This is a genomic window from Pedobacter sp. WC2501, assembly GCF_052682415.1.
On sequence record NZ_JBQZFI010000001.1, the window covers coordinates 2,551,933 to 2,577,354 of the forward strand.

The following is a 25,422-nucleotide window of genomic DNA, read 5'->3' on the forward strand; positions in this document are numbered from 1 at the left end:
ATTGCAATTGAGAAAATCTAACCCAATTAACCAGTTAACCGATTTAAACACTTAACCTAACTCAGCCTAATTTTTGCCAACCCTGTTTTCCTCATCACTTGTTCCGGTTTTTCTACTGCGGGCGGTTTTGATTTTCATGTTCCCGAATTTATAGGTAAAACTTAAGTTTATCCTGCGGCTTTCCCATTCGTTCTGCCAATAGGTTTTAATGTTATTGTATTCCAGGTTGGCTCTGAATTTACTGGTATTGAAAATGTCGTTTACTTTTAGGGCTAGTGTTGCATTTTTGTTCCAGAATGATTTTTTAGCACCAATATTTAGCTGGTAACTCCCTAAACTGCGGAAAAGGCCAGAAACAGAAGGAGAATCATAATAAGCATAACATGATAAGCTATAGTTTTTGGGTAATGTGATCGTATTATCCATCAGGACCGACCAGTTCCACGAGAACGCATTATAACCATTACCCTGAACAGCTGATTCGGTGCGGTTAAATCCAGCCGAAACTTCAGTACTGTTGTTCCACCATTTGGTTACATCAAAAGGACTTCCGGTTGCCATATAAAAGTTGGTGGTACGGCTTAGGTTTTCTGGTCGGGAGATACTTTCTTTAGTCGCATCATTTTGATAAACTACTTCCGATATCGAGCCGTTGTTAACTGAATAGCTCAATGTTAATATCCTGAAATTTTTAAAGGAATAGTTAAATTCAAAGCTGTTTGCGTACGAGGGCTGTAAAAACGGGTTCCCTTGCAAAGCAGTGTAAGGATCGCTATAAAAAGTAAAGGGATTTAAACTGCTGTACGACGGGCGATTAATACTTTTTCGGTAGGCTGCCGTAATCAGGTTGTTCGAATCGAGTTTTAAGGAAATAAAGAGTGTTGGAAAAAGCTTCCAGTATTTTCTATCGATCAGGGTATTCGTTCCCGATGAACTGCCGTTGCCCAAAGTCTGCTCTGCACGTAAGCCTGCTTTAATCTGTAAATTTTTGAAGTTTTGATCTAATGAAAGATAACCTGCATTAATGTTTTCGTTGTATAAAAATAGATTCGTCCTTCTTGGATCGGTGATCCAGCCAGCGGTTTTCAGCGAATCGAAACGAACATCGCTCTGCGATTTTACCCAACTGCTTTTCCAGCCGGTTTCCATTTTTAGTGTTTTGTTAAAGTTCAGGGTGTAATCAGCCTTGATCGAATAGATCGATACTTTTCCCATGCCATTATTGCGCAGATCAATTGGAGTACCAATAAGCCGATCGTTTTCATCAAGGTAATTGTTGGTAAAAGTTTCGTTTTTACTATTGTCATAACGCACGTAATCTGCATCAATACCCAGTTCTCCACCCAAACTATCTGTTTTTAGCCGGTAGTTTAGGTTTAAAGCGTGGTTTTTTTCGGTATTGTGCTGCGGATTGAACATGCTTGTTCCGCCCATTTTTACCCCAGCAGAATTATAATTTACCGAATTACTGTTTACCTTGGTTTCTTCCGGAGCGGTATAACCTTTTACCATAATGCCCAGGGTATTTTTATCATCAATAAAATAATCTGCACCGGCAGAATAATTTAAACTATTTGTAATCGGGTGCCAAAAGTTAAGCTGGTTATATTGTTCTTGTTCTATGGTTCTGTTTAAAGTTAACCTATTGTATGAGTTAAAGTGTCCGGCGTCTAAGCGCAGATAAGTACTCACTTTACCGATATTGTAATTCAGGTTGGTACCCGCATAAACTTTTTCATAACGACCGTAACCACCACCCATATTCATGTTTCCGTTAAATCCCTGCATTTTATTTCTTTTGAGTTTTATGTTGATGATCCCTGCTGTACCAGCTGCATCAAAAGAAGAAGGTGGATTGGAAATCAACTCTATTTTACTTAATACAGATCCGGGTAGCGATTTTAAGTAAGTGGTTAATTCCAAACCTGTCATGTAACTCATCTTACCATCAATCATTACATTGATTCCTTTTTTACCTTTCAGAACAATGTTATCGTCCTTATCGATCTTTACACCTGGCGACCTGCTGATTACTTCTAATGCATTATCACCCGCGGTATTCATTTGTTCTACATTTACAATCACCCGGTCTGCTTTTTGATCAATTACGGGCATTTTTGATATAATGTTTACATCTTTCAGATTTTGGGCCAAGTCTGTTAGTATGATTCCTGGCACTTTAACAGGCATATCTTTCACTTCGAATGGTGCAGATTGGTTTTTACCATAACCCATCATTAGCGCCTTAATAAAATATCGGCCAGATTTAACGTTGGCAAACTCATAAATTCCCTGTTGGTTGGTCACCTGTAAGGCAACTGAAGCCGAATCGGGTAAGTGGATTAAAGCAACTGAAGCATAATCTAATGCTTTATTACTTTTATCGGTAACAGTTCCTGAGATTTTAATGTTTTGAGCAAAAGCGCTTTGAAGACTAAAAATAAGCAAAGCAAAAAGAGCAGATTTAAATAAGCGGTTCATCATTGTATTTGTTTTATAATTGACGATTCAAAGATGAAGATGTCGCGTGAGGTTAAAAATTATATAATCCCAACCCTCTGAAATATTATCCCAATCCTTTTTCAGGCAATAAAAGGTGTTGATCCTTAAATTGTACAGGTTGGGATAATTATTTGCCGGTTTGGAATAAGAAAATAGGCAGTTAAGAAAGCTTTGCATAGTTTTAGGACATGAAAACAATAAAAACCATTTCTATTCATGTTCTATGCTGGTCACTTGTTTTGGGTTATTTTTATGGCGGTCATTTAATTGATGGCACAACCTTCAGACAATCTGCATTTAGCATTTCTATGAATTTTATACAGTTGATAGAATTCTACATATGTTATACATGGGTATATCCAAGATTTTTGAAAAGAAACAAATTGCCTCAGTTAATAGGCGGTATTTTATTTACTATGGCAATGTTTACATCACTTCGGTATTTAATAGAAGAGATCCTCTATCTAAAATGGTTTGGTTTTCATAATTATGATGATGGAGTAACTGCATGGGCCTATATATCTGATAATATTTATTGGAGTATCGGATTCATTGTAACACCGGCTGCGGTTTATGGTATTGAGCAGAGTTTTAAATCGGAGCAGATGCATAGAAAACTTAAAGAAGAAGTGGTTAAAGCAGAACTCTCATTTCTCAAATCGCAGATCAATCCACACTTTCTGTACAATACTTTAAATTATGTTTATTCCCTGGCCATTCCTGTTTCTGATCAACTGGCCAATGCTGTTTTGCGTTTATCAGATTTAATGCGGTATACACTGAACGATAGCCCGGATGGCAAAGTAAGTTTAGATAAGGAAGTGGAATATCTTGAAAGTTATGTAGCATTATTTAAGATGCGTTTTGAACCCAGATTTTATGTCGACTTTACAACCGAGGGCATTGCCAATCAAAAGATAGCTTCGCTAATCCTGATCCCTTTTGTTGAAAATGCTTTTAAACATGGTGTGGTGACTGATGAAGCCCAGCCGGTGCGTATTAAACTCAAAATACAGAACAAACGATTAAGTTTCGAAGTAAGCAATAAGATCAGCCACGCACAAAAAGACCACTCAAGCGGTGTAGGTATGGTAAATATCCACCGTAGGTTAGATTTGATTTATCCTGATAAACATGAGTTATTGATTTCAAATAATGGCAATACTTACAAAAGCACATTAATTTTAAATCTGTAATGATTAATTTGTAACATTGAAATATTCTAGCTTACGCTAAGGGCTCACCGCCAAACTTAAAACCTTAATTGCCACTTATGATCCGTTGCCTTGCTGTTGATGATGAATCTTACGCTTCAGACATTATTGCTACTTTTATCAATAAAACCCCTTTTTTAGAATTGGTTGGGACCACTACAAACGCCTTTGAAGCCCTTAATTTGGTTCAGGAGGGTAAGGTTGATCTCGTTTTTTTAGACATACAGATGCCGGAATTAACCGGGATCCAGTTTTTGAAAATCTGTGGTGGTAAATGCAAAGTAATTTTAACCACGGCTTATCCGGAATATGCTTTAGAAGGTTTTGATCTTGATGTAGTAGATTATCTGCTCAAACCGATCTCCTACGAGCGTTTTTATAAGGCAGCTACGAAAGCACAACAGATTTTAATGCCTGTGGCACCTGTACAACAAGAAGTGGTTATTCAGCAGGTAACACAGGGGAATGATTTTATTTTCATCAAGGGCGATACCAAGAACAAGTTTATCAAGGTTAATTATGAAGAAATTCTCTACATAGAGGGGTTGAAAAACTATGTTTCGGTGTATACCGCCAGCCAAAGGATTGTGACTTATCAGTCACTGCGTGAGCTGGAAACTGAACTGCCCCAGCCACCTTTTTACCGTATCCATAAATCGTATATTATCTCCATCGAAAAAATTAAAATGATAGATGGAAACACCGTTTATATTAATGATCAGGCGATTCCAATTGGCGAAACCTATAAAGAAGAATTTTTTAAAGTGGTTAGGGAAGGGAAGAAGGGTAGTTAAATATTGTTAGATTGTTCAATTGTTAGGATTGATCTCTGGTAAACCATTTTCTATCTTCATGTTCTTAATCCCTTAATGGTAAAAGGTAGCTAAAAGTAAGTTTCGTGTAATCTGTGTTTCCGTGGCAAAAAAATCGTTAGATAGATTCTGGAATAAGTTTAGAATGGCGCGTCTTTTTTGATTTGTACTTAAAAAACTTAATGTTCTTAATCTCTCAATGTTAAAAACTCTTTAATGATTTGGTTTCTGGGATCATTAAGAAATTAAGGCATTAAGAATCATATTGCAAATTCAAACTTCATATTAGAAAATAAAGGCTAAAACCTAAGATAAAAAGTAAATTCCGTGCAATCCGTGTTTCCATGGCAAAAAAATGGTTTAGATAGATTCTGAAATAAATTCAGAATGACGTGTCTCTTTTTACTTCTGTGTAATCCATGTTTCTGTGGCAAAGAAAATAGCTAGATAAATGAATCTATTGGCCCTATGGTTGGTTTTTACAATTCAACAATAAAGCAATTCAACAATCAATTAACCAGTTACCATTCTCACCAGTTTTCAGTTGGCAATTTGCAGATAACAATTTAGCAATCTAACAATTTTAGCAATTACCACGGTACATTTAAACCAGTTTCAACAATTAACCAGTCTTGTGCATAAATTCTCCCCAATATTTCTTCCGTTTTCTTTAAGTTTGCTGCGTAAAGATTAAATCAAACATTACCATGCAAGAAACCAATTCGCTAAACCAGGTTGCAGAATTTCACACTACCTTTAAACATCCTATTTTAGAAAGTCCGGTAATTCCTTCAAAGCAGAGAGCCAATTTGCGTATATCGCTTTTAGCCGAAGAGCTGAAAGAATTACAAGAAGCTGTAGAAAATGATGATCTGGTAGAAGTGGCCGATGCCCTTTGCGATTTGCAATATGTTTTAGCTGGTGCCATCCATGAGTTTGGTTTGGGAGGAAAATTTAAGACTTTATTTGACGAAGTCCACCGTTCTAATATGAGCAAAGCTTGCAAAACTGTTGAAGAAGCTGAACAAACGATCCGGTTTTACTTAGATAAAGACCAGACCGAATCTTATTACAAAGAAATCGATGGATTATTTTTGGTGTTCAGAAAATCTGACGATAAAACTTTAAAATCGATCAATTATTCTCCTGCAGATTTAAAATCGCATTTGGTTTAACCCATAAATAAGCTCGAATTGAAAAGACTAAAACAGATTGGAAACGAGCTGAAATTGACACAGGTAAATCCTGATGCAACTTTAATGCGTGAGTTTATTTTTTACTCGCCCAAAATGCCTTTGCGCCTGCATCAGGAACAGCTTATTGATGTATCAAAACAGTTTAGTCTCCAGGTTTTTGATACCTATTTCACCAATGCCGAAGTAAGCATTAACTGTTTTAGCTGGGGAAATGGCAAACGTAAAGTGTTGCTTACGCATGGCTGGGCTTCAAAAGCTTTAGACTTTTATGAGTTGATTATTGAACTCCAGAAAATAGATGACCTGGAAATTATCGCTTTTGATGCACCTGGCAACGGAAGTTCAATCTCCGAATTTTCCAACCTGATGTTATATGCCGATTCGGTAAAATCTATTGCCTTAAATTATGCGCAGCCTGATGTTTTGATCGGACATTCGCTTGGTGGCATGGCCAACGTAATTGCTTTGCAGGAATTAGAGATTAATCCTAAGCTCCTCATTAGCATTGCGCCATTAATCAGACTGAAAGAAAACTTCGAGCAAAGTTTAGATTCGGTAAACATTGGTGCAAAACATCAGGATATCTTCTTTGAGAATTTTGCTCAAGAATTCCCTGTTCCCGTCAGCCACTTTAACTTGACCGAACTTTATCAGCTAAGTCCGGATCTTGATCATTTTCTGGCATTCGATCCTGCTGATCATATCTCGCCATATTTATTTCTTAAAGAATTTTCGGATAAATATCCTGCCATCAACTCAAAATCTTTTGAAGATGTGGGGCATTATAAAATTCTCAGATCTATTGATGTGATCGAAGATATTGTGCAGAGAATATCTGCGCTTCCAACGCCATAAATCGCAATTACGGATCTAAGCGTAGGGAGTAAACTGGAAGATGAATAATATCTAAGTTATATATGGGTTTTAACTAAGTGTGGAAATTGTTATCCTGAGCTTGTCGAAGGACTTGTTTAAATATTTTTTAATGTGTTTCGACAGGCTCAACATGACACAATTTGAAGGAAAATTATCTTAATAATCGCTTCTGCAAAAATTGGGGCAAAACAATAATCTGCGCTTATCTTCTTTAATCTGCGGGAAAACTATATCATCATTATTGCCCCGCAGATTTCGGTGATTAACTCAGAATTAAATCTTCATTTTAATCTGAAAATGCACTAAGGTTCGCTTTTTGCTACAATATTACTTCCGACCTCCGTCTCCGGACTTATCTAATTCCATCATCCATTTTACGTCTTCCATCTCTCGTGCATAACAGTGCATAACAGTTAAAATTACTGTATATTCTATTTTAGAGCGACCAAATATATTAATAGAACATGCAGGCAATTTTAGGCGTAATATTTCATTTCTTCGGTGGCTTTGCCTCTGGAAGTTTTTATATTCCATACAAAAAAGTTAAAGGCTGGGCTTGGGAAAGCTACTGGATTGTTGGGGGAATTTTCTCCTGGTTAATCGTTCCGCCACTTGCCGCTTATTTAACTATCCCAAATTTTACGGCAATAATCACCAGTACCAACGGTAGTATTTTATGGCTAACCTATTTTTTTGGTGTGCTTTGGGGTATAGGCGGCTTAACTTATGGTTTAGGCGTTCGTTATCTGGGCGTATCATTAGGGAGTAGTATCATTTTAGGACTTTGTATGGTCTTGGGTTCAATCCTGCCATCTATTTACTTCGATTTTTTTCCGCAGGCAGGTAAAGATACTTTTACCATGTTTCTGCATACCGATTGGGGACGTATGGTATTGCTGGGGCTTTTGGTCTGTGTGGTTGGAATTATCATCTGCGGTAAAGCAGGTACGATGAAAGAAAAGGAAATGAAATCTGGCATTACCGATCCGCATGGGATGGAGGTAAAAACAGAATATAAGTTTGGCCTTGGTTTATTTGTAGGAATTGTTTCGGGTGTTTTAAGCGCCTGTTTCAATTTCGGTATCGAGGCCGGAAAACCAATGGCTGATGCAGCGAACGCCATCTGGAAAGCAGCAAATCCTGCTGAAACCGGTAATTTTTTATTCCAGAATAACGTTACTTATGTAATTGTGCTTTGGGGAGGTTTAACTACCAACTTTATCTGGTGTATGGTATTAAATGCAAGGAATAAAACATTTGGCGATTATACCAATGCAAAAACACCGTTATTAAAAAACTATATTTTTTCGGCATTGGCAGGTACTACCTGGTTCTTACAGTTCTTTTTCTATGGTATGGGCGAAAGTAAAATGGGCAATGGCGCCAGTTCATGGATTCTGCACATGGCCTTCATCATCCTTATCGCCAATATATGGGGACTGGTATTAAAAGAGTGGAAAGGTGTATCAAGAAAAACATTGATTACTGTTTTGGCGGGTATTTTAACCATCATCATTTCAGTACTCATTGTGGGTTATGGTAATTCAATTAAAGGTTAATAAATAAAAATTTAAATAAAATATAAGAATGTCAATCGATACGAAAAGTTATAAGCACGTAAGCTATCTATGGGATGAAGAGGAAGCCGCAAAACTGGCTGGAGATGAAGTTGCCCTATTAATTTATCGCTCTAATTTATTGGGTGCAGACTTACGCTTAACCAATTATGGAGGTGGAAATACCTCGTGTAAAGTATTGGAAAAAGATCCGCTTACCGGTTTAGAAACCGAAGTGATGTGGGTAAAAGGTTCAGGCGGCGATTTAGGTACTTTAAAGAAAAGTGGCCTGGCAGCATTATATGTTGATCGTTTACGTAGCTTGAAAAATATTTATCGTGGGGTAGAACATGAAGATGAAATGGTTGAACTGTTTAACCACTGCATTTTCGATTTAAGTTCTAAAGCACCATCAATCGATACGCCTTTGCATGGTTTCCTGCCATTTGCGCATATCGATCACCTGCACCCCGATGCGGCCATTGCTATCGCGGCGGCTAAAGACGGCAAAAAAATTACCGAAGAATTATTTGGCGGAACAATTGGCTGGGTAGAATGGAAAAAGCCAGGTTTCGAACTGGGTTTACAATTAAAGCAATGTTTAGATGAAAATCCTGGTATCCGTGGCATTATGTTGGGCTCGCATGGTTTATTTACCTGGGGAGATACCGCTTATGAAAGTTACCTGAATACTTTAGAAGTAATCGAAATCTGTTCTGAATACCTGAACCAGAACTATGGTAAAACAGGTCCTGTTTTTGGCGGACAGAAAATAGAAAGTGCAGCAGCAGATCAGCGTAAACAACAGGCGGCTGCTTTAGCGCCCGTTTTACGTGGTTTATGTTCTTCTAAACAGCATATGATCGGTCATTTTACCGATGACAGTCGCGTATTGGAATTCATCAATTCTAATGATCTGGATCGTTTGGCCCCAATGGGAACCAGTTGTCCTGATCACTTTTTGAGAACTAAAATCAGTCCGCTGGTTTTAACACTAGAAAGTAATGCAGATTTATCAGATGTTAAGGCGCTAAAAGAGTCATTAGAACCTGCTTTCGAGGCTTATAGGGCAATGTACACCGCTTATTATGAAGCTTGTAAACATCCAAACAGTCCGGCTATCCGGGATACCAATCCAGTGGTTATTTTATACCCTGGAATCGGCATGTTTACCTTCTCTAAAGATAAACAGACCGCAAGGGTTGCAGCAGAATTCTATATTAATGCCATTAACGTAATGAAAGGTGCTGAGGCCGTTTCAGAATATACTTCGTTACCTCACCAGGAAGCTTTTAATATCGAATACTGGTTGTTGGAAGAAGCGAAATTACAGCGTATGCCAAAACCAAAACCTTTAACAGGAAAAATTGCCCTGATTACTGGTAGTGCAGGTGGCATCGGTAAAGCAATTGCGAAGAAATTTGTTGCAGAAGGTGGTGTGGTAATCTTAAATGATATGAACGCCGGGCGTTTGGAAGAAGCAGGTAAAGAGTTTGCAAACCTTTATGGCAAGGATTCTTACAGCACTGCAATTCTGGATGTAACCAGCGAAAACGATATTAAACAAGCTTTCGATGCTGCTGCTTTGGCTTTTGGTGGGGTAGATATTATTGTTAACAATGCAGGTTTATCAATTTCTAAAACCATTGCTGATCACACCGAAAAAGATTGGGATTTATTATATAATGTTTTGGTAAAAGGTCAGTTCTTTATTACCCAAGCTGCAACAAATACGATGCAAAAGCAGAATATTGGTGGCGATATCATTAATATTGTAAGTAAGAACGCCCTGGTGAGTGGACCGAATAATGCCGGTTATGGCAGTGCAAAAGCTGCCCAATTACATTTGAGCAGGTTAAATGCGGCCGAATTGGGCGCCGATAATATCCGTGTAAATGTGGTTAACCCTGATGCTGTAATCAGCGATAGCAATATCTGGGCAGGCGGTTGGGCAGAAGGCCGTGCAAAAGCTTATGGCATTACCGTTGCAGAACTACCGGCTTATTACGCCAAACGTACCTTATTGAACCAGATTATATTACCAGATGATATTGCCAATGCCTGTTTCGCCTTTGTAGGTGGCCTGTTGCAAAAATCAACTGGAAATGTTTTAAATGTTGATGGTGGAGTAGCCATGGCATTTGTAAGATAGCTTATCCTCGGTCTGTGTCCTCACAGAAGGAAACATATAATTGGATTAGTGGTCTGTGGGGACACAGACCACGGCAATAAGAATAGAACGAATTAAAAAATATTGTTCCTCGGTCTGTGTCCCCACAGACCGAAACGAATAATTAAATTAGTGGTCTGTGGGGACACAGACCACGGCGGTAAGAGTAGAACGAATTAAAAAATATAAACCACAGATAAAAGGATGCACACAGATACAAAATCCGTGTTTATCTGTGTAAATCTGTGGCTAAAAAAGTAGTCTGTGGAAACACGGACTAAAGCGGACAAATTGAGTTTTAGTAGGTTGTTTAATCGGTCTGTGCCTTGCGCAGATCGAAAATGACTTTAATTTTTTTATAATCGTCCTCGTTTGAAACGAGGATGAGCGAGAATGGCGATTGTATCGCCGCAATGATTAACCTAATAAACCAAATATTCTTATGAATATCGAGCAGAACCAGATAGAAAAACATAACGACTCCCTTTTAACCTCGCATCAACGTAAACTTTCATTTCTAAAAGAAGATTGGTCACACGTTGACCTGGAAAGCATAATCCAGAAACTGGTTGATTTTCAGATAGCCATTCCAAGCTGGGCTTTAGGTACAGGTGGCACACGTTTTGGCCGTTTTGCCATTACTGGTGGCGAACCGCGTAATATTGAAGAAAAAATTGAAGATGTTGGCTTGCTTCATGCGCTAAATGGTGCAAGTGGTGCAATTTCACTCCACATTCCCTGGGATATCCCTCAAAATGCAGAAGCTTTAAAAACTTTGGCGTCTGGCTATGGTTTAAAATTCGATGCCATGAACTCGAATACCTTTCAGGATCAGGCAGGTGCTGCGCATAGCTATAAATTCGGTTCACTTCAAAATGTGAATAAAGACATCCGCAAACAGGCAATTGAGCATAACATCGAAGTAATTAAACACGGAATTGCATTGGGGTCTGATGCATTAACCGTTTGGCTAGCCGATGGTTCTTGTTTCCCTGGTCAGCTGAATTTCCGTAAAGCTTTTGAGAATACCTTAGAAAGTCTGCAAGAAATCTATTCAGCACTGCCGGAAGATTGGAAAATGTTTGTGGAGTACAAAGCTTTCGAGCCTAACTTTTACTCTACTACGGTTGGCGATTGGGGACAATCACTGTTATACGCCAGTAAACTGGGTAAAAAAGCCTATACCTTGGTCGATTTAGGTCATCATTTGCCAAATGCAAACATTGAGCAGATTGTGGCTTTATTGTTAATGGAGGGAAAATTGGGTGGTTTCCACTTCAATGATTCTAAATATGGCGATGATGATTTAACTGCCGGAAGCATTAAACCTTACCAATTGTTCCTGATTTTTAATGAGTTGGTAGAAGGGATGGATGCAAAGGGAATGAACCATGCAAAAGATTTAGGATGGATGATCGATGCTTCTCATAATGTGAAAGATCCATTAGAGGATTTACTACAGTCAGTAGAAGCCATTATGATCGCCTATGCACAGGCTTTATTGGTTGATCGAAAAGCATTAAACGAAGCACAGAACAATAACGACGTGGCAAAAGCACAGGAAATTTTGCAAAATACTTTCCGGAGCGATTTAAGGGCTTTAGTAGCTGAGGCGAGATTGAGAGCTGGAGCGGCTTTATCGCCAATCGCATTATACCGCGGTTTAGAAGTTAGAAACAAGTTAGTTAATCACCGCGGAAATACTGTTGCCACAGGTTTGTAAATAGAGAAATAGAAAATGCCTAAACCTGTTATAGCCATATTTGATGTCGGGAAAACAAATAAAAAACTGTTTCTGATCGACGAAAATTACAGTATTGTTTACGAACGGTCTGCACGTTTTGTAGAAACAGTTGATGAAGATGGCGAACCATGCGAAAATCTGGAAAGCCTGCGTTTATCCGTTTACGATTCCCTGCATCAGGTTTTGCAATTAAAAGAGTTCGATGTTAAGGCCATAAACTTTTCTACTTATGGTGCCAGTTTTGTTTATCTCGATGAAAATGGCAATCCATTAACGCCACTTTATAACTATTTAAAAGAATACCCAGAGGAGCTTAAAAAATCTTTTTATGCAAAATATGGAGGTGAGGAGAAGATTTCCTTAGAAACAGCCTCACCTATTTTGGGTAGCTTAAACTCGGGGATGCAACTGTATCGCCTGAAATATGAAAAACCCGAAATATTTAAAAAGGTGAAATGGGCTTTACACCTGCCTCAATACTTGAGTTATTTGATTACAGGTGAGGCCGTGGCCGATATTACCAGTATCGGTTGTCATACCCAGCTTTGGGATTTCAACAAAAGTGAATACCACAGTTGGGTTACCACCGAGAAAATCGACCAGAAATTTGGTGCTTTTACGCCTGCAGATTCCAGCCTGAAAACGGATTTCGAAGGTAGCAGTGTAAATGTTGGAGTAGGTTTACACGATAGTTCTGCAGCATTGATTCCTTACCTGGCCAATTTTAACACTCCATTTGTACTCATCTCAACCGGAACATGGTGCATTAGTTTAAATCCTTTTAACCAGGAGCCATTAACAGCTGAAGAACTTAAACAAGATTGCCTGTGTTACATGCACTTTAAAGGTAAGGCGGTTAAGGCTTCTCGGATTTTTGCAGGCTACGAGCATGAAGTACAACTTAAGCGGATTGCAGAACATTTCGATCGTGCGGCTTATCTGTTTAAACATTTGAAGTTTAACCCTGCAATGATTTTAAAACTGGCTAATAAAATACCCGAAAACCAACAGGAACAACAGGGTTTTTCAGCAAGCTCCGCTTTTCCTGATCGCGATCTGAACCTCTTTCAAACGGCAGAAGAAGCCTATCATCAACTGATTTTTGACCTGATCAAGCAGCAGATTTATTCGTTAAAATTGATTTTAAACACAGGTGTGAAAAGAATTTTTGTAGATGGTGGTTTCGGTAAAAATGCAATTTATATGCATCTGTTAGCGATTTCTATTCCAGATATTGAGGTTTATGCTTCTTCAGTTTCGCAAGCTACGGCAATTGGTACAGCTTTGGCAATAAATGATGCCTGGAACGAAAACCCAGCACCAACGGATATGATCCAGCTAAAATACTATTCTGCCATACAACGAACCATAGATTTTTAGGGATTTCCGTATATTAGAATTTCCTACATCAATATAGTCAATTTGAAACCAGAAGATTTAATCCCCTATCTTAACGTCGACGAGTATTCGTCGACGCCAAAATACAAGCAGCTAACCAATGCCATTTTGGCGGCTATTGAAAGTGGTAAACTTCTGAAAAATAGTTTGTTGCCTTCTATAAACGAGCTGAGTTTCAGTCTGGAGATGTCGAGAGATACTGCCGAAAAAGGTTACCGTAATCTCCGGAAATTGGGGGTGGTCGATTCTGTGCCTGGCAAGGGTTATTTTATTATCAATACCGATTTTTCGCGGAAACTGAAGGTTTGTTTGCTTTTTAATAAACTCAGTACACATAAAAAGATCATTTACGATTCCTTCACTAAAACCTTAGGAGAACGTGCCGCAATCGATTTTTATATCTACAACAACGATTTTGCATTGTTTAAAAAAATGATTGTGGCCAAGCGCGACGATTATTCGCACTTTGTGATTATTCCACATTTTTTAGAAGGAGGCGAAAATGCACATGAAATTATCAATACCATCCCAAAAGAAAAACTGGTTATTCTTGATAAATTGCTGCCAGGGGTAACCGGCGATTATGCTGCGGCTTATGAAAACTTTGCGCAGGATATTTATGCAGCTTTAGAGCAGGCTTTAGAACGCCTTTCACATTACCGCACCCTGAAAATCATTTTCCCAAAGAACAGTTATTTCCCTCATGAAATACTAACCGGTTTTTACAGGTTCTGCCAGCAATATGCTTTTGATCATAAGGTAATCCACAACATTAAAGACGAGGAAATTAATCCTGGCGAGGTATACATTAACCTGATGGAAGATGACCTGGTGATACTGATTGAACGCTTAATTGCCCAGAAACTTAAAATTGGGAAGGATGTTGGCGTAATTTCTTATAACGAAACGCCTTTAAAAAAGATTATTTTGGATGGGATTACTACCATCTCTACTGATTTTAGCGAACTAGGTGCACAGGCTGCTGAATTTATCCTTAACGGAAAAACTGAAAAGATAGCAGTGCCTTTTTATTTGAATTTGCGTAAATCGCTGTAATAAAGAGCAGGATTCGTCCTTTAGATTTGTTTTGATATTTTATTTAAGGATACCAAATTATTTACTTTACTTAAATTATAAATCAGATTACCTAAAACGGTAGCGGCACATTAATATATCGTCAAGGTTTTTATGCCTAAGAAATGATGCAATCCGCTACCGTTTTTTCCCTTAGTGACCAGATAACAATTAGGGTAATACCCATTATTAAGGACTAGGATCGATGGGGTAAAATTTAGGTAACTGTACAAACATAAAAAATAACAGGATGATTGGCACTACAAAATTTTTTATCGGGATTGATGTTTCCAAACCCCACTTCGATGTTGCATTGATGGCCGTTGTGGACCATGTAAAACAGGAGATAGCAACCGCACGGTTTGACAACACAGCTCCAGGGATAAAACTGTTTGACAAATGGCTAAAGTCTCACAGAGTTATATTCAGTAATGAATCTTTGGTTGTGATGGAAAATACCGGGATCTATCACCGTCTGCTATGGACTTTCTGCAGCAACAGGAACCTGCCCATCCACATCGGGAATGCCGCCCATATCAAATGGAGTTTTGGGATAGCCAGGGGCAAAAACGATAAAATAGACAGTATCCGGTTATGCAGTTATGCGTTCAAGGAAGCGGATGAGCTAAGCGCTACAGCTGCCCTGGATCCCGAGCTGATGCTATTGAAAGATCTGGTATCAGCGAGGACTAAACTGCTCAAACAAAAATCTGGCATTAGCGTTTCTGTAAAAGAACTTGGCAATGTTAATGGGAAAGAACATCAGAAACTGATTGAAAAAGCACTTAAAAATGCAATTGATGGTATAGTCAAGTCAATTAAGAACCTAGAAGACCAGATCAAAAAAATTATCAACGGAAATCAGGATTTCAAGCGGAACTATAAATTGTTGATCAGTATTCCCGGTATAGGGCATGTTACGGCGGTATACCTGATTGGCTGCACGGGGAATTTCGTTGGGCAGCCCAGCGGAAAAGAACTGGCCTGTTATGCAGGGGTTGCCCCATTTGAACAGACCAGCGGTATAAGTATCAAAGGTAAACCCAGGGTACACCGCATGGCCAATAAAGAGCTCAAAAGGCTGCTCCATATGTGTGCATTATCTCTAATTCAACACAATCAGGAATTCAAGACATATTACAATAGAAAAAAAGATGAAGGCAAGCACAGCATGAGCATAATTAATGCCGTTAGAAACAAGATAGCTTTAAGAGTTGCTGCAGTTATAAAAAATCAAACCAGCTATAAAAATAACTATAAAATAGCTGCTTAAAATTTGTTTTTATCATAACAATCATTTCGAGCGTAGCCGAGAAATCTATGAAATCCGGTCTTTCACTCATTGTCCTAAACTATGCTATTAGGTTAAGCACGTGGTTGCCAGCCTGAGCTTAGCCGACTTCTAGTGGTAATGATTATAAAATGATCTACTACAGGATATCTTTTAGTCGCGAGGTGTGTAATCATGTTAGTTTGGAATTTGTTATCTAATTAGCTAACTTTGTTGAGCTTAAATTTGGTTAATGAACGAGGAGTTTATCAGAGACATTTTCTACTTTGAAGAATACTATTTGGATTTTTACGAACAGCTCAAACCCAACGTAAAGAAAAAATTCAATTGGACCTTACAATTAATCGCTTCACTTGAAAAAGTTCCTGAAAAATATTTTAAGCACATTACAGGTTCTTCAGGGCTTTTTGAAATTAGGGTTGAAGTTGGTTCAGATATTTTTCGGGTATTTAGTTTTTTCGATAAGGGAAAACTGATCATTCTTGTAAATGGTTTCCAAAAGAAAACGCAAAAGACACCTAAAAGCGAAATCGAGCTGGCTGAAAAACTTAAAAAAAAATATTTCGATGGAAAAGACAAAAAATAAATTGACATCATTTGCTGATCATTTGGACAGCGAGTATGGCAAACGTGGGACTGAAGAAAGAGAGGTTTACGAACAAGAGTTTGAAAGTTTTAAGCTAGGAGCCATGCTTCAAGAACTCCGGAAAGAAAAGGGGATGACGCAAGAGCAACTTGCTGAAAAATGCGGTACTACAAAAACTTACATTTCCAGAATCGAGAATAATGCAAGCGACATTAGACTTTCAACTTTAATGAGAATTATTAAAGTTGGACTAGGTGGGCATTTGAACCTAAACGTGAGTTTATAAAACAAAATACCCTATTTTAGTTTTAAATGAGTGATCAGTTAACCACGCATCTAGTATCAGAGCAAAATCCTTACGATTATATCCTAAAAGATTTTAACCTGAAAGATCTGAGCCAGATTGTTATCCTTAAACATTTAGGCGGACTCATTCATACAGATGTTAAAGGTTTTTATCAGCTTTTTCCTGAGCAGATTGAAATTGATTTTGCAGCCTTTAGCGACGAAGCTTCCGGATTATCTTTTCCAATTGTTCAGGTTCAGCAGCACTCCAACTCAGTAAAACTTTCTTGCCGTTGCACTACACCGAAGCATAAATTGTGTGAGCATCAGGCGAGAGTTTTATACAATATCCTGCAACGGCAAGACTTGCTTATTTTTTTCGACAGTAATCTGCGGAAACAAAAGCTTGCCAAAATTGCGATCGATTATGGATTGGAAAAAGAAGAGAATCTTGATTTTCTTTTTAATCTCCGCTACGAAAACGGCCAGGTAATTATCCACCCAAAAATGGACGCCCTCCAGCCATTCAATAAAGAAGTCCAGCAAAATTTACAGGAACTTTTACTTCCGGCTAAAGCCAAAATAAAAGTACAGGCTAAAAACGACCCAGGTAAAATGATCCTGGTTTTTGGGCAACACCGCTATTACAACAATTTAACGGTCGAATTATTTGAAGCCGAAACCACTAAAAGTGGCAAGGTTAAAAATCCTATCAAGGGAATCAATCCGGCTGATTTGCTCTTCAAAACAAATGATAATGATCAGGTAAAATTTTATAGTGGTATTACTACTTTTCAGCAGAATTACAATAATGATCAAAGCGAGGCGGAGATTCAAGCCTTAAAAGCGATCGTTAAAAATCCTCAACAGATTCCTTTTTACCTGCAGGATAGTAAACATTCTGTGGCTATTCAAGCGTCGACCATTACAGCGGTTGATGTACACTTATTGGAGGTAGATCTGCGTCTTTCTGTAAACCAGCGCGATGATTATTATGAAATTACAGGGCGGCTGATCATCGAAGGGAAATCATACGAATTGGATAACCTCGTATTGGTACACCAGTATTTTGTTAAACTTAACAATCAGCTTTATTTAATTGGCAGACTGGATTTTCTACGCGTAATTGGTTTTTTCAAAAAGCAGAGCAACAGGTTAATCCTGCATAAAACCAAATATCCGGAGTTTCAAAAAGTTATTCTGGTGCCTTTAGAAGGAAGTATTCATGTCGATTATTCTTATTTAAAACCAGCTACAAAAATACAGATCGAAGAAAAAGGTTTCGATCTCGAAAATGAACAGTTGATTTATCTTTCAGAATCAGAAGATTATATTCTCCTTACACCCGTGATGCGTTATGGGAGCCTGGAAATACCTGTGCTGTCTAAAAAGAAAATCCAGGCGCAGGATAAACTGGGCAATCTCTTTACGTTACATCGTGATGAAGATGCCGAACTGCAGTTTATTGGGAACGTTTTGAAACAGCACCCTTATTTCTATGATCAGGAAACCAACGATTCTTTTTATTTGCACCGCAAAAGGTTTCTGGAAGAAGCCTGGTTCCTTGATGCTTTCGACGTATGGCGAAATAAAGGAATTCATATTTTAGGGTTCAACCAGCTCAAAAACAATAAACTGAGCGAATTTCAGGCGAAAATTAATATCGAGGTGTTGAGTGGAACAGATTGGTTTGAAACCAAAGTAAAAGTAAAGTTTGGCAAACAACAGGTTGCATTGAAACATTTGCATAAATCGATCAGGAACAAAAGTAAGTTTGTAACGCTTGATGATGGAACTCAGGGCATACTTCCACATGAATGGATCGAAAAATTTGCTGCTTATTTTAGTGCTGGTGAAGTAACCGAAGATGCCATTCTTACGCCAAAAATTAAATTTGCTTCTATAAATGAACTTTATGAAGATGCTTTATTGGATGGCGAAGTAAAAAACGAATTGAAACTGTACAAGCAGAAATTTGAAGGGACTGATTCGATTCAGGAAGTGGAAGTACCGAAAGGTTTAACCGCAACTTTACGTCATTACCAGAAAGATGGTTTAAACTGGCTCAACTTTTTGGATGATTTTAACTTTGGTTCTTGTTTGGCCGATGATATGGGATTGGGTAAAACCATTCAGGTTTTGGCTTTTATTTTATCACAGCGCGAAAAAGTAAAACACAATACAAATCTGGTGGTGGTTCCGGCTTCGTTAATATTTAACTGGAAGGCCGAAGTAGAGAAGTTTGCACCATCTATAAAAGTAAAAACCATTTATGCTGGCGAACGGACCAAAACGACTGATACTTTCGACGATTACGAAATCATTTTAACCTCTTACGGAACGCTGCTTTCTGATATCCGTTTCCTGAAAGATTATCGCTTTAATTATATCTTTTTAGATGAATCACAGCTGATTAAAAATCCGGAATCGCAACGTTATAAAGCAGTTCGGATGCTGCAATCGAGGAATAAAGTAACCATGACGGGAACGCCGATAGAGAACAATACCTTTGATTTATATGGGCAGCTGTCATTCGCTTGTCCGGGTTTGTTTGGCAGTAAACAGCAGTTTGCCGATTTATATTCAACGCCAATCGATCAGTTTAAAGATAGTAAAAGGGCAGAAGAGCTTCAGAAAAAAATACGGCCGTTTATTCTCCGCAGGACCAAAGAACAGGTAGCGAAAGAACTTCCCGATAAAACAGAAATAGTGCTGTATTGTGAAATGGGATCCGAGCAGCGCGAAGTTTACGAAGCGAACAAAAAAGAAATTCAGGATTTTATTCTGGGCAAACAGGAAGATGAACTGCCTAAAAGTTCGATGCACGTGCTGAAAAGTATTACCACCTTAAGGCAAATCTGTAATTCGGCTGCCTTACTGGCTGATGGAAAATCGTATTTGCAGGCTTCCTCAAAAATTGAGGTGTTGATGGAACAGATCGAGAGTAAGGCTGGAAAACATAAAATTCTTGTTTTTTCTCAATTTGTTACCATGCTCAATCTGATTAAAAAGCAATTGGAAAGCAAGGGAATACGATATGAATACCTTACCGGGCAAACACGCAAAAGGGCTGAAGCAGTTGCCTCGTTTCAGGAGAATGCCGACATTCCGGTTTTTCTGATCAGTTTAAAAGCTGGTGGAACCGGATTGAACCTCACCGAAGCTGATTATGTTTACCTGGTAGACCCATGGTGGAACCCCGCGGTAGAGAACCAGGCAATTGACCGCGCTTACCGGATCGGACAGCATAAAAATGTGATGGCCGTGCGTTTAATCTGCCCTGATACCATTGAAGAAAAAATCATGAAGCTTCAGGCAACTAAAAAAGATCTGGTGAAAGATTTGATCCAGACTGAAGGTAGTTTATTTAAGAATTTAACCAAGAAAGAGTTGCTGGGGTTGTTGAGTTAATATAAGTTCGCTAAATCCATTCGGACTGTCATCCTGAGCCTGTCGAAGGACCGATGTTCTATTCTAAATTGAAAAAGGTTGATGGCCCACTAACCACCGAGTCCAAGTTGTTGGGCTTATTGAATTAATTGTCGGTTCGTCATTGCGAGGCACGAAGCAATCTTAATGCGATCGCTATAACCCATAGTAGTAAGATGGCTTCGCAGTTCCTCCTCGCAATGACGGAGCAATAAAATTAAATCCCAACCTCAAACGCATAACCCAAAAATTCAGGTACATTTACACTCTCTACAATTTTCCAATCTTTTTTTTCTGCAATAAAATCAGGTTCGGCTAGTCCTGTGGTTTTGGCTGCATTAATGTAAAATTCCATTTTTGCAGGGTGGTTTGGTGAGCAGGCATTATACGTTCTGCCGAATGCCTGTTTTTCCAAAAGTTTGACTGCAATCCCTACAGCATCTGTTTGATGAATCAGGTTTACTGGGGCTAAACCGTTTGGTACATTACTTTTTCCGGCAAAAAATCTGCCTGGATTACGGTCAGGGCCAATTAATCCCGCAAAACGGATCACTGTGCAGTTTTCTGGAAACAGTTCCTTAAATAATATTTCGGCAGCCAGAACGACTTTTCCCGAATCCGTATCAGGATTTGGCTCACTGGTTTCATTTACTATTTTATTTTCATCCGCATAAACACTGGTCGAACTGATTAGTACTACGTGTTTTGATTTATCTTTTGCGGCTGCTAAAATTGAGTTGACCTTTTGAGGATAATCAAGAAGTTCAGTCGAATTACGTCTTGGTGGAATGCAGATAAACAATACATCTGCATCAAAAAAATCAGGATCTGCTGAAACCTGATCAGCCGTAAAATTGATCAGAAAGGGCTGAATACCTTCCGCTGAAAGTTTTGATAACTTTTCAGGAGTTGTGGTAGAGCCTTTAACCTCATAAGACAATTGAATCAGTTTTCGGGCAAATGCCAGACCAAACCAGCCACAACCCAAAATCGATATGGTTTTAATGCTGTTTTTATGTGTCGTATTATATTGAATCATTTGCCCTAAAGATAAATAGTTGGCTTTATAATTTGCCCTGATTCGTGTAAATTCTGCTTTTTGTACATGGTTTTCGAAAGTTTTAATATGCCGTCATCATAAGAAGTGGGCTTGAAATTGAATGCCCTTTCAAATTTGGTAGAATCGAAGTGATAATCATGATCGTACTGATAGTACATTTCTATAGTACCTGCAACTACCTTTTTAAATAACCCCACTAAACGTAACATCAGTTTATTAATGGTCAAATATTGAGGCTTGGTTTCATAAATCTTTGCAGCCATTTCTATTAAAGCTTTTCCTTTTAAAGGGGCTGCAGTTGGTAGGTGCCATATCTGGTTGCCAGAATCGGGTGTTTGTCCTAACAGGAATAAAGCTTTCCCCGCATCTTCAATGTATGTAAAACTATGTAGCGTATTTGGATTTCCTATCCATTGCGCTTTGTTTTTTTTGGCAAACTTATCAAGTACCATCATGTCAAAAAAGCTGTTCATGGAATCTGCTCCGTAAAAATCTGCCGCACGGGCAATGGTTATGTTTATTTTGCCAGCTTTGGATTCATTCATTAATTGCTCGGCAATTTTTGCCCTTACTTCTCCTTTTAAACTACATGGATGGTAAGGCGTAGCTTCTGTCATTGGACCATTTACCAGGCCGTACATGTAAACATTATCGAAAAAAATTAACCTCGCACCAGTACGTTTAGTTAAGTTAATTACATTTTGAATAATAACCGGCCATTGTTGTTGCCATATTTTGATATCGTAAACCAAACCGGCGCACAGGTAGATTACTTTCGAACCTTCGGCAGCAGCGAAAAGTTCAGCTTCATTTAATAAATCTGCCTTAACCCAGCTTACATTTGCGTTGCCTGTAACTATTGATTTCCGGCTAACCAACCTAATGGTTTCGTTAGCATTGGTTAATTCTCTGGTTAATGCGTTTGCTGTTGGTCCGCCGGCGCCAAGTATAGTATGCATATCTTCTTTTTTGATTAGTTCAAAGGTATGCGGCATGGGGCCATGAAAACGTTAACAAAAGATAAGGATTTTAGAATATTCAGAGTTGACAACTTTAATAGTCTGTTTGCTAGAAAGTTGTCAACCCTTTTATTGCAAAAGTGTGCGTTTACGGATACGCGAGAGTGAAACAGGTGTAATACCTAAAAAATTGGCGATATAGTGTTGTGGAACGCGCTGGAAAATATCTTTTGCAGTTTTCTCTAGTGCGGTATATCGTTCTTCGGGGCTCTGGGTAATAAAGGCAGTAACACGGTCTTCATAACAGCAGATGTAGTATTCAGCAATTAAACGACCAAAATGCTCTATTTTTAAAGCAAGTAGCGGATGATTTAACATTTTTTGGAGATTGCGATGTGAGATCATCACCAATTCTGTTTCTTCAAGTGCCTGGATGTAATTGGCATTAGGTGTACGTTTCAGGAAACTTTTATAAGCACTCATCAACTCATTTTCAAAGCTAAAGTATCCGGTAATTTCCTGTCCGTCTTTAATATGGTAGTAACGAACGGCACCACGGGTAATAAAGCACATGTAGTCGCACACTTTTCCTTCAATTGCAAAATGTTCTTTTTTGCTTAAGGTAGAAAAACTAAGGTATTGAGTAAAGATTTCCCACTCTGCATCGTTAAATGTTACAAATTGTGTAATACCATTTCTAAATGCTTCCAGTTGTGTTTGTTTATCCATATCGATATTAAATCCAGTTTAAAGATACAGATTAATCAATTATGGTTATCCTTTGTCCAGATTGTAACAAGCCCTGCAACGTGGCTCATAACTTTCCTTTTCTCCCAACAAAACCGTAGCTTCATTGGCAACAGTTCGGTAACTATACAAGGCGGGGTTACCACAACAAACACAAACTGCATTTACCTTGGTAACATGCTCGGCAATGGCCATCAACGCAGGCATCGGTCCAAAAGGTTTACCTGTAAAATCCATGTCCAGGCCGGCAACAATAACGCGGATGCCCCTTAGGGCTAATTTATTGCAAACATCAGGCAGTTCATTGTCAAAAAACTGCGCCTCATCTATGCCCACCACTTGTGTATTGGTGCCCAGTAATAAAATGGCCGAAGCGCTGTCAACAGGGGTAGAGTTTATTGAATTTAAATCGTGCGAAACCACGGCAGTTTCGTGGTAGCGGGTATCGGTACGGGGTTTAAAAATTTCGACATTCAGTTTAGCAATCTGTGCTCTTTTTAGCCTTCTGATCAATTCTTCCGTTTTACCAGAAAACATAGAGCCACATACTACTTCTATACTTCCCGAAAATTCGCCTCTTCTCCTAAAATTTTGTTCGCTAAATAACATGCCTGTTTTTTTATTCCCTTAGGTCTATTCTTCAATTTTTAAACCGAACAAATATGAGGATTTTGTAGTCAAAAAGGTCAAAAATAATGACTAATAACTTTTTTAACTTAATCCTATTTACAAACTTCCTTTATATTTGGCTGTTATCGTTTTCTGAAAAAAATTAAAATAATAAAAAAGGCAATAACAGGGGTTGTGAATATCGCCAGTAAGAGTGAACCCCAAAAACCTAAAGAAGTATTTTTTCCAAAATTGGCTACCGACCAGAAAATCAAAATACCGAGTAATAGTACTAAAATTTCGGGTATACCAAGCATTATTGCGCAAGTTGTTGAGAGCATGGTTGTTTTTGTTTGATAAAATAAAACTGAATAAAAATACATAATTTCGTCAATATCATGAGTGTTAATTTCAGTTCTGTTATTATATGTTTAGCATGAAAAACCACATTAAAATTCTATCCGAATATTATAAGTTAAGCTGATCATCGGCAAACAATAAACATATTGTTGGGTTTCTGTATATATTGACCTGTTTTAGCTAGTAAGTAATGGATTGCAGGTATTAAATATATTCCTTCTGGATTCCAGGGGATGAATTAAATATGAGAATTATGTGTTATTTTTGAACACATAGTTAGCAACATAAATCGACTAAAAATTCGTTTTAATTTTATGATGAACCAACAAGATATTTTCAGAAAGATCGGCAGCATTTTAACAGAATTAAATGAGCAATATCAGTTTTTAGCTCAAAATCCTCAACAATTAAACGATTTGGAGCTGGAGCTTTTTCTCGCCAATGCCAATTTCCTTTCTGATCATGTTAATATCGTCAAAAAATTAAATGCTACATCAGAACATAAGCCAGCTGAAGCCGGAAACCATACGTTATTAGCCGAACAGAATACCATTATACTGCCAGAAGCTGAAAAAAGTTACGCGGCAGATGATGAATGTTATGATCCGCAGGAACTGGAAGAAGTAGTAACAGCCCAGGAAGAGGAAGAACGTGTGGATGTAAAGCCTGAACAGGAGCTACTGGACGATGAAAGGATTGAAGAAGAAAAAGCTGCTTCGGTTTTGGATAAAGATTTTTTTAAACCCGACCAGGACGAACATACTTTTGAGTTTGTACTCGGTACACATGATGAAAACGATCAATTTGAATATGAGGCAAATCCGATAGCTATCGGATCTGTTGAAGAAATTTTCGATCGTCCGTTAAGCAAAGAAGAAGCAGAGATTTTAGCACGTAAAAAAATAATTCATGAGAAGGAAGAAGCTTCAGCTCTTCAGGATGAGCCTCTGCCAACTGAAGAAGATGAAATTGGTCCGGAACCTTTTTTAATTCCGCACGAAGAAGAAGCGCCTGAAATAATTGCGGATGAGATGCCTGTTGTGGCTGCTGATGTAGAAGAGCCTATACCAGTAGCTGCTAAGCCTATTGAGGCACTGAAGGATGTGAAACTGGATGATCCTATTATTTCGCCGCCTGTTGAGCAGGAGCGTCCGTTATTTACCCCAGAAGCAGTTCCCGTAAAACCAACTTCGCAACCCGAAGCAGCCAAACCTGCACTAAGTTTAAACGACTTATTGGCCAAAACAAACAGTCAGAATAATGAGCCTGTTAAAGCTCCGATTGCTGATTTAAAACAGGCGATTAATTTAAATGAGAAGTTACTCTTCATTAAAGATCTTTTTAATGGATATAATTTAGCCTATTCGGAAGTAATTGATATCATTAATAAGATGAGCAGTTTTGAAGCCGCAGATAGTTACCTGCAGCACAATTATGCAGCAAAAAATAACTGGGCCAATAAACAAGCAACCGTTGATCAGTTTTACGAGTTGCTTAATAGAAGGTTTAGTAAGTAGGGCGGAGGGCGTATGGCGTATGGTGTTTGGTGGATAG

The 25,422-nt window shown here is 38.4% G+C and carries 19 protein-coding genes; 14 read left to right on the forward strand and 5 right to left on the reverse strand.

Annotation, left to right across the window (positions count from 1 at the left end):
• Positions 1–66: 66 nt before the first annotated feature.
• A complete protein-coding gene (locus tag ACUN24_RS10915) occupies positions 67–2,484 on the reverse strand; it encodes an outer membrane beta-barrel family protein (protein ID WP_445562519.1) in 2,418 nt (805 codons plus the stop codon).
• Positions 2,485–2,690: 206 nt separating this feature from the next.
• Between ACUN24_RS10915 and ACUN24_RS10920 the strand changes: the two genes are divergently transcribed.
• The 13 genes from ACUN24_RS10920 (at position 2,691) to ACUN24_RS10980 (ending at position 20,115) form a co-directional block, all read left to right on the forward strand.
• The gene (locus ACUN24_RS10920) at positions 2,691–3,698 is read left to right on the forward strand and encodes a sensor histidine kinase (protein ID WP_445562520.1); all 1,008 of its coding nucleotides are present in this window, start codon (positions 2,691–2,693) and stop codon (positions 3,696–3,698) included.
• Positions 3,699–3,775: 77 nt separating this feature from the next.
• Positions 3,776–4,510: a LytR/AlgR family response regulator transcription factor gene (locus ACUN24_RS10925; RefSeq protein ID WP_445562521.1), complete on the forward strand. Its 735-nt coding sequence runs from the start codon at positions 3,776–3,778 to the stop codon at positions 4,508–4,510.
• 725 nt (positions 4,511–5,235) lie between these two features.
• The gene (locus ACUN24_RS10930; protein WP_445562522.1) at positions 5,236–5,703 is read left to right on the forward strand and encodes a hypothetical protein; all 468 of its coding nucleotides are present in this window, start codon (positions 5,236–5,238) and stop codon (positions 5,701–5,703) included.
• Between the two features lie 18 nt (positions 5,704–5,721).
• Positions 5,722–6,579: an alpha/beta fold hydrolase gene (locus ACUN24_RS10935; protein WP_445562523.1), complete on the forward strand. Its 858-nt coding sequence runs from the start codon at positions 5,722–5,724 to the stop codon at positions 6,577–6,579.
• A 485-nt stretch (positions 6,580–7,064) separates the two neighbouring features.
• A complete protein-coding gene (gene rhaT / locus ACUN24_RS10940) occupies positions 7,065–8,159 on the forward strand; it encodes an L-rhamnose/proton symporter RhaT (protein WP_445562524.1) in 1,095 nt (364 codons plus the stop codon).
• Positions 8,160–8,187: 28 nt separating this feature from the next.
• Entirely contained in the window at positions 8,188–10,308 is a 2,121-nt protein-coding gene (locus tag ACUN24_RS10945; RefSeq protein WP_445562525.1) for a bifunctional aldolase/short-chain dehydrogenase, read from the forward strand.
• Positions 10,309–10,768: 460 nt separating this feature from the next.
• The gene (locus tag ACUN24_RS10950; RefSeq protein ID WP_445562526.1) at positions 10,769–12,049 is read left to right on the forward strand and encodes a sugar isomerase; all 1,281 of its coding nucleotides are present in this window, start codon (positions 10,769–10,771) and stop codon (positions 12,047–12,049) included.
• Between the two features lie 15 nt (positions 12,050–12,064).
• Positions 12,065–13,450, forward strand: a complete 1,386-nt coding sequence (locus tag ACUN24_RS10955; RefSeq protein WP_445562527.1) for an FGGY-family carbohydrate kinase — start codon at positions 12,065–12,067, stop codon at positions 13,448–13,450.
• A gap of 42 nt (positions 13,451–13,492) precedes the next feature.
• A complete protein-coding gene (locus tag ACUN24_RS10960) occupies positions 13,493–14,524 on the forward strand; it encodes a GntR family transcriptional regulator (RefSeq protein ID WP_132395004.1) in 1,032 nt (343 codons plus the stop codon).
• 268 nt (positions 14,525–14,792) lie between these two features.
• Positions 14,793–15,815, forward strand: a complete 1,023-nt coding sequence (locus ACUN24_RS10965) for an IS110 family transposase (RefSeq protein WP_445562528.1) — start codon at positions 14,793–14,795, stop codon at positions 15,813–15,815.
• 250 nt (positions 15,816–16,065) lie between these two features.
• Positions 16,066–16,419, forward strand: a complete 354-nt coding sequence (locus tag ACUN24_RS10970; RefSeq protein ID WP_445562529.1) for a type II toxin-antitoxin system RelE/ParE family toxin — start codon at positions 16,066–16,068, stop codon at positions 16,417–16,419.
• On the forward strand, positions 16,400–16,705 hold the full coding sequence (locus ACUN24_RS10975; RefSeq protein WP_029277050.1) for a helix-turn-helix domain-containing protein: 306 nt from the start codon (positions 16,400–16,402) through the stop codon (positions 16,703–16,705). The genes ACUN24_RS10970 and ACUN24_RS10975 overlap by 20 nt, the downstream gene beginning before the upstream one ends.
• Positions 16,706–16,731: 26 nt before the next feature.
• The gene (locus ACUN24_RS10980) at positions 16,732–20,115 is read left to right on the forward strand and encodes an SNF2-related protein (protein ID WP_445562530.1); all 3,384 of its coding nucleotides are present in this window, start codon (positions 16,732–16,734) and stop codon (positions 20,113–20,115) included.
• Positions 20,116–20,350: 235 nt separating this feature from the next.
• On the opposite strand, the gene ACUN24_RS10985 is transcribed toward ACUN24_RS10980, so the two are convergent.
• The 4 genes from ACUN24_RS10985 to ACUN24_RS11000 all read right to left on the reverse strand — a co-directional run bounded on the left by ACUN24_RS10985 (position 20,351) and on the right by ACUN24_RS11000 (position 23,508).
• Positions 20,351–21,172, reverse strand: a complete 822-nt coding sequence (locus ACUN24_RS10985) for an SDR family oxidoreductase (protein WP_445562531.1) — start codon at positions 21,170–21,172, stop codon at positions 20,351–20,353.
• A 5-nt stretch (positions 21,173–21,177) separates the two neighbouring features.
• Positions 21,178–22,152 carry an NAD-dependent epimerase/dehydratase family protein gene (locus ACUN24_RS10990; protein WP_445562532.1) on the reverse strand — a complete coding sequence of 325 codons (975 nt, stop codon included), beginning with the start codon at positions 22,150–22,152 and terminating at the stop codon, positions 21,178–21,180.
• A gap of 129 nt (positions 22,153–22,281) precedes the next feature.
• The gene (locus ACUN24_RS10995; RefSeq protein WP_445562533.1) at positions 22,282–22,881 is read right to left on the reverse strand and encodes a Crp/Fnr family transcriptional regulator; all 600 of its coding nucleotides are present in this window, start codon (positions 22,879–22,881) and stop codon (positions 22,282–22,284) included.
• Positions 22,882–22,926: 45 nt separating this feature from the next.
• Complete coding sequence (locus tag ACUN24_RS11000; RefSeq protein WP_445562534.1) at positions 22,927–23,508, reverse strand: thymidine kinase; 582 nt, start codon at positions 23,506–23,508, stop codon at positions 22,927–22,929.
• Positions 23,509–24,182: 674 nt separating this feature from the next.
• On the opposite strand from ACUN24_RS11000, the gene ACUN24_RS11005 reads away from it, so the two are divergent.
• A complete protein-coding gene (locus ACUN24_RS11005) occupies positions 24,183–25,385 on the forward strand; it encodes a hypothetical protein (protein WP_445562535.1) in 1,203 nt (400 codons plus the stop codon).
• Positions 25,386–25,422 lie beyond the last annotated feature (37 nt).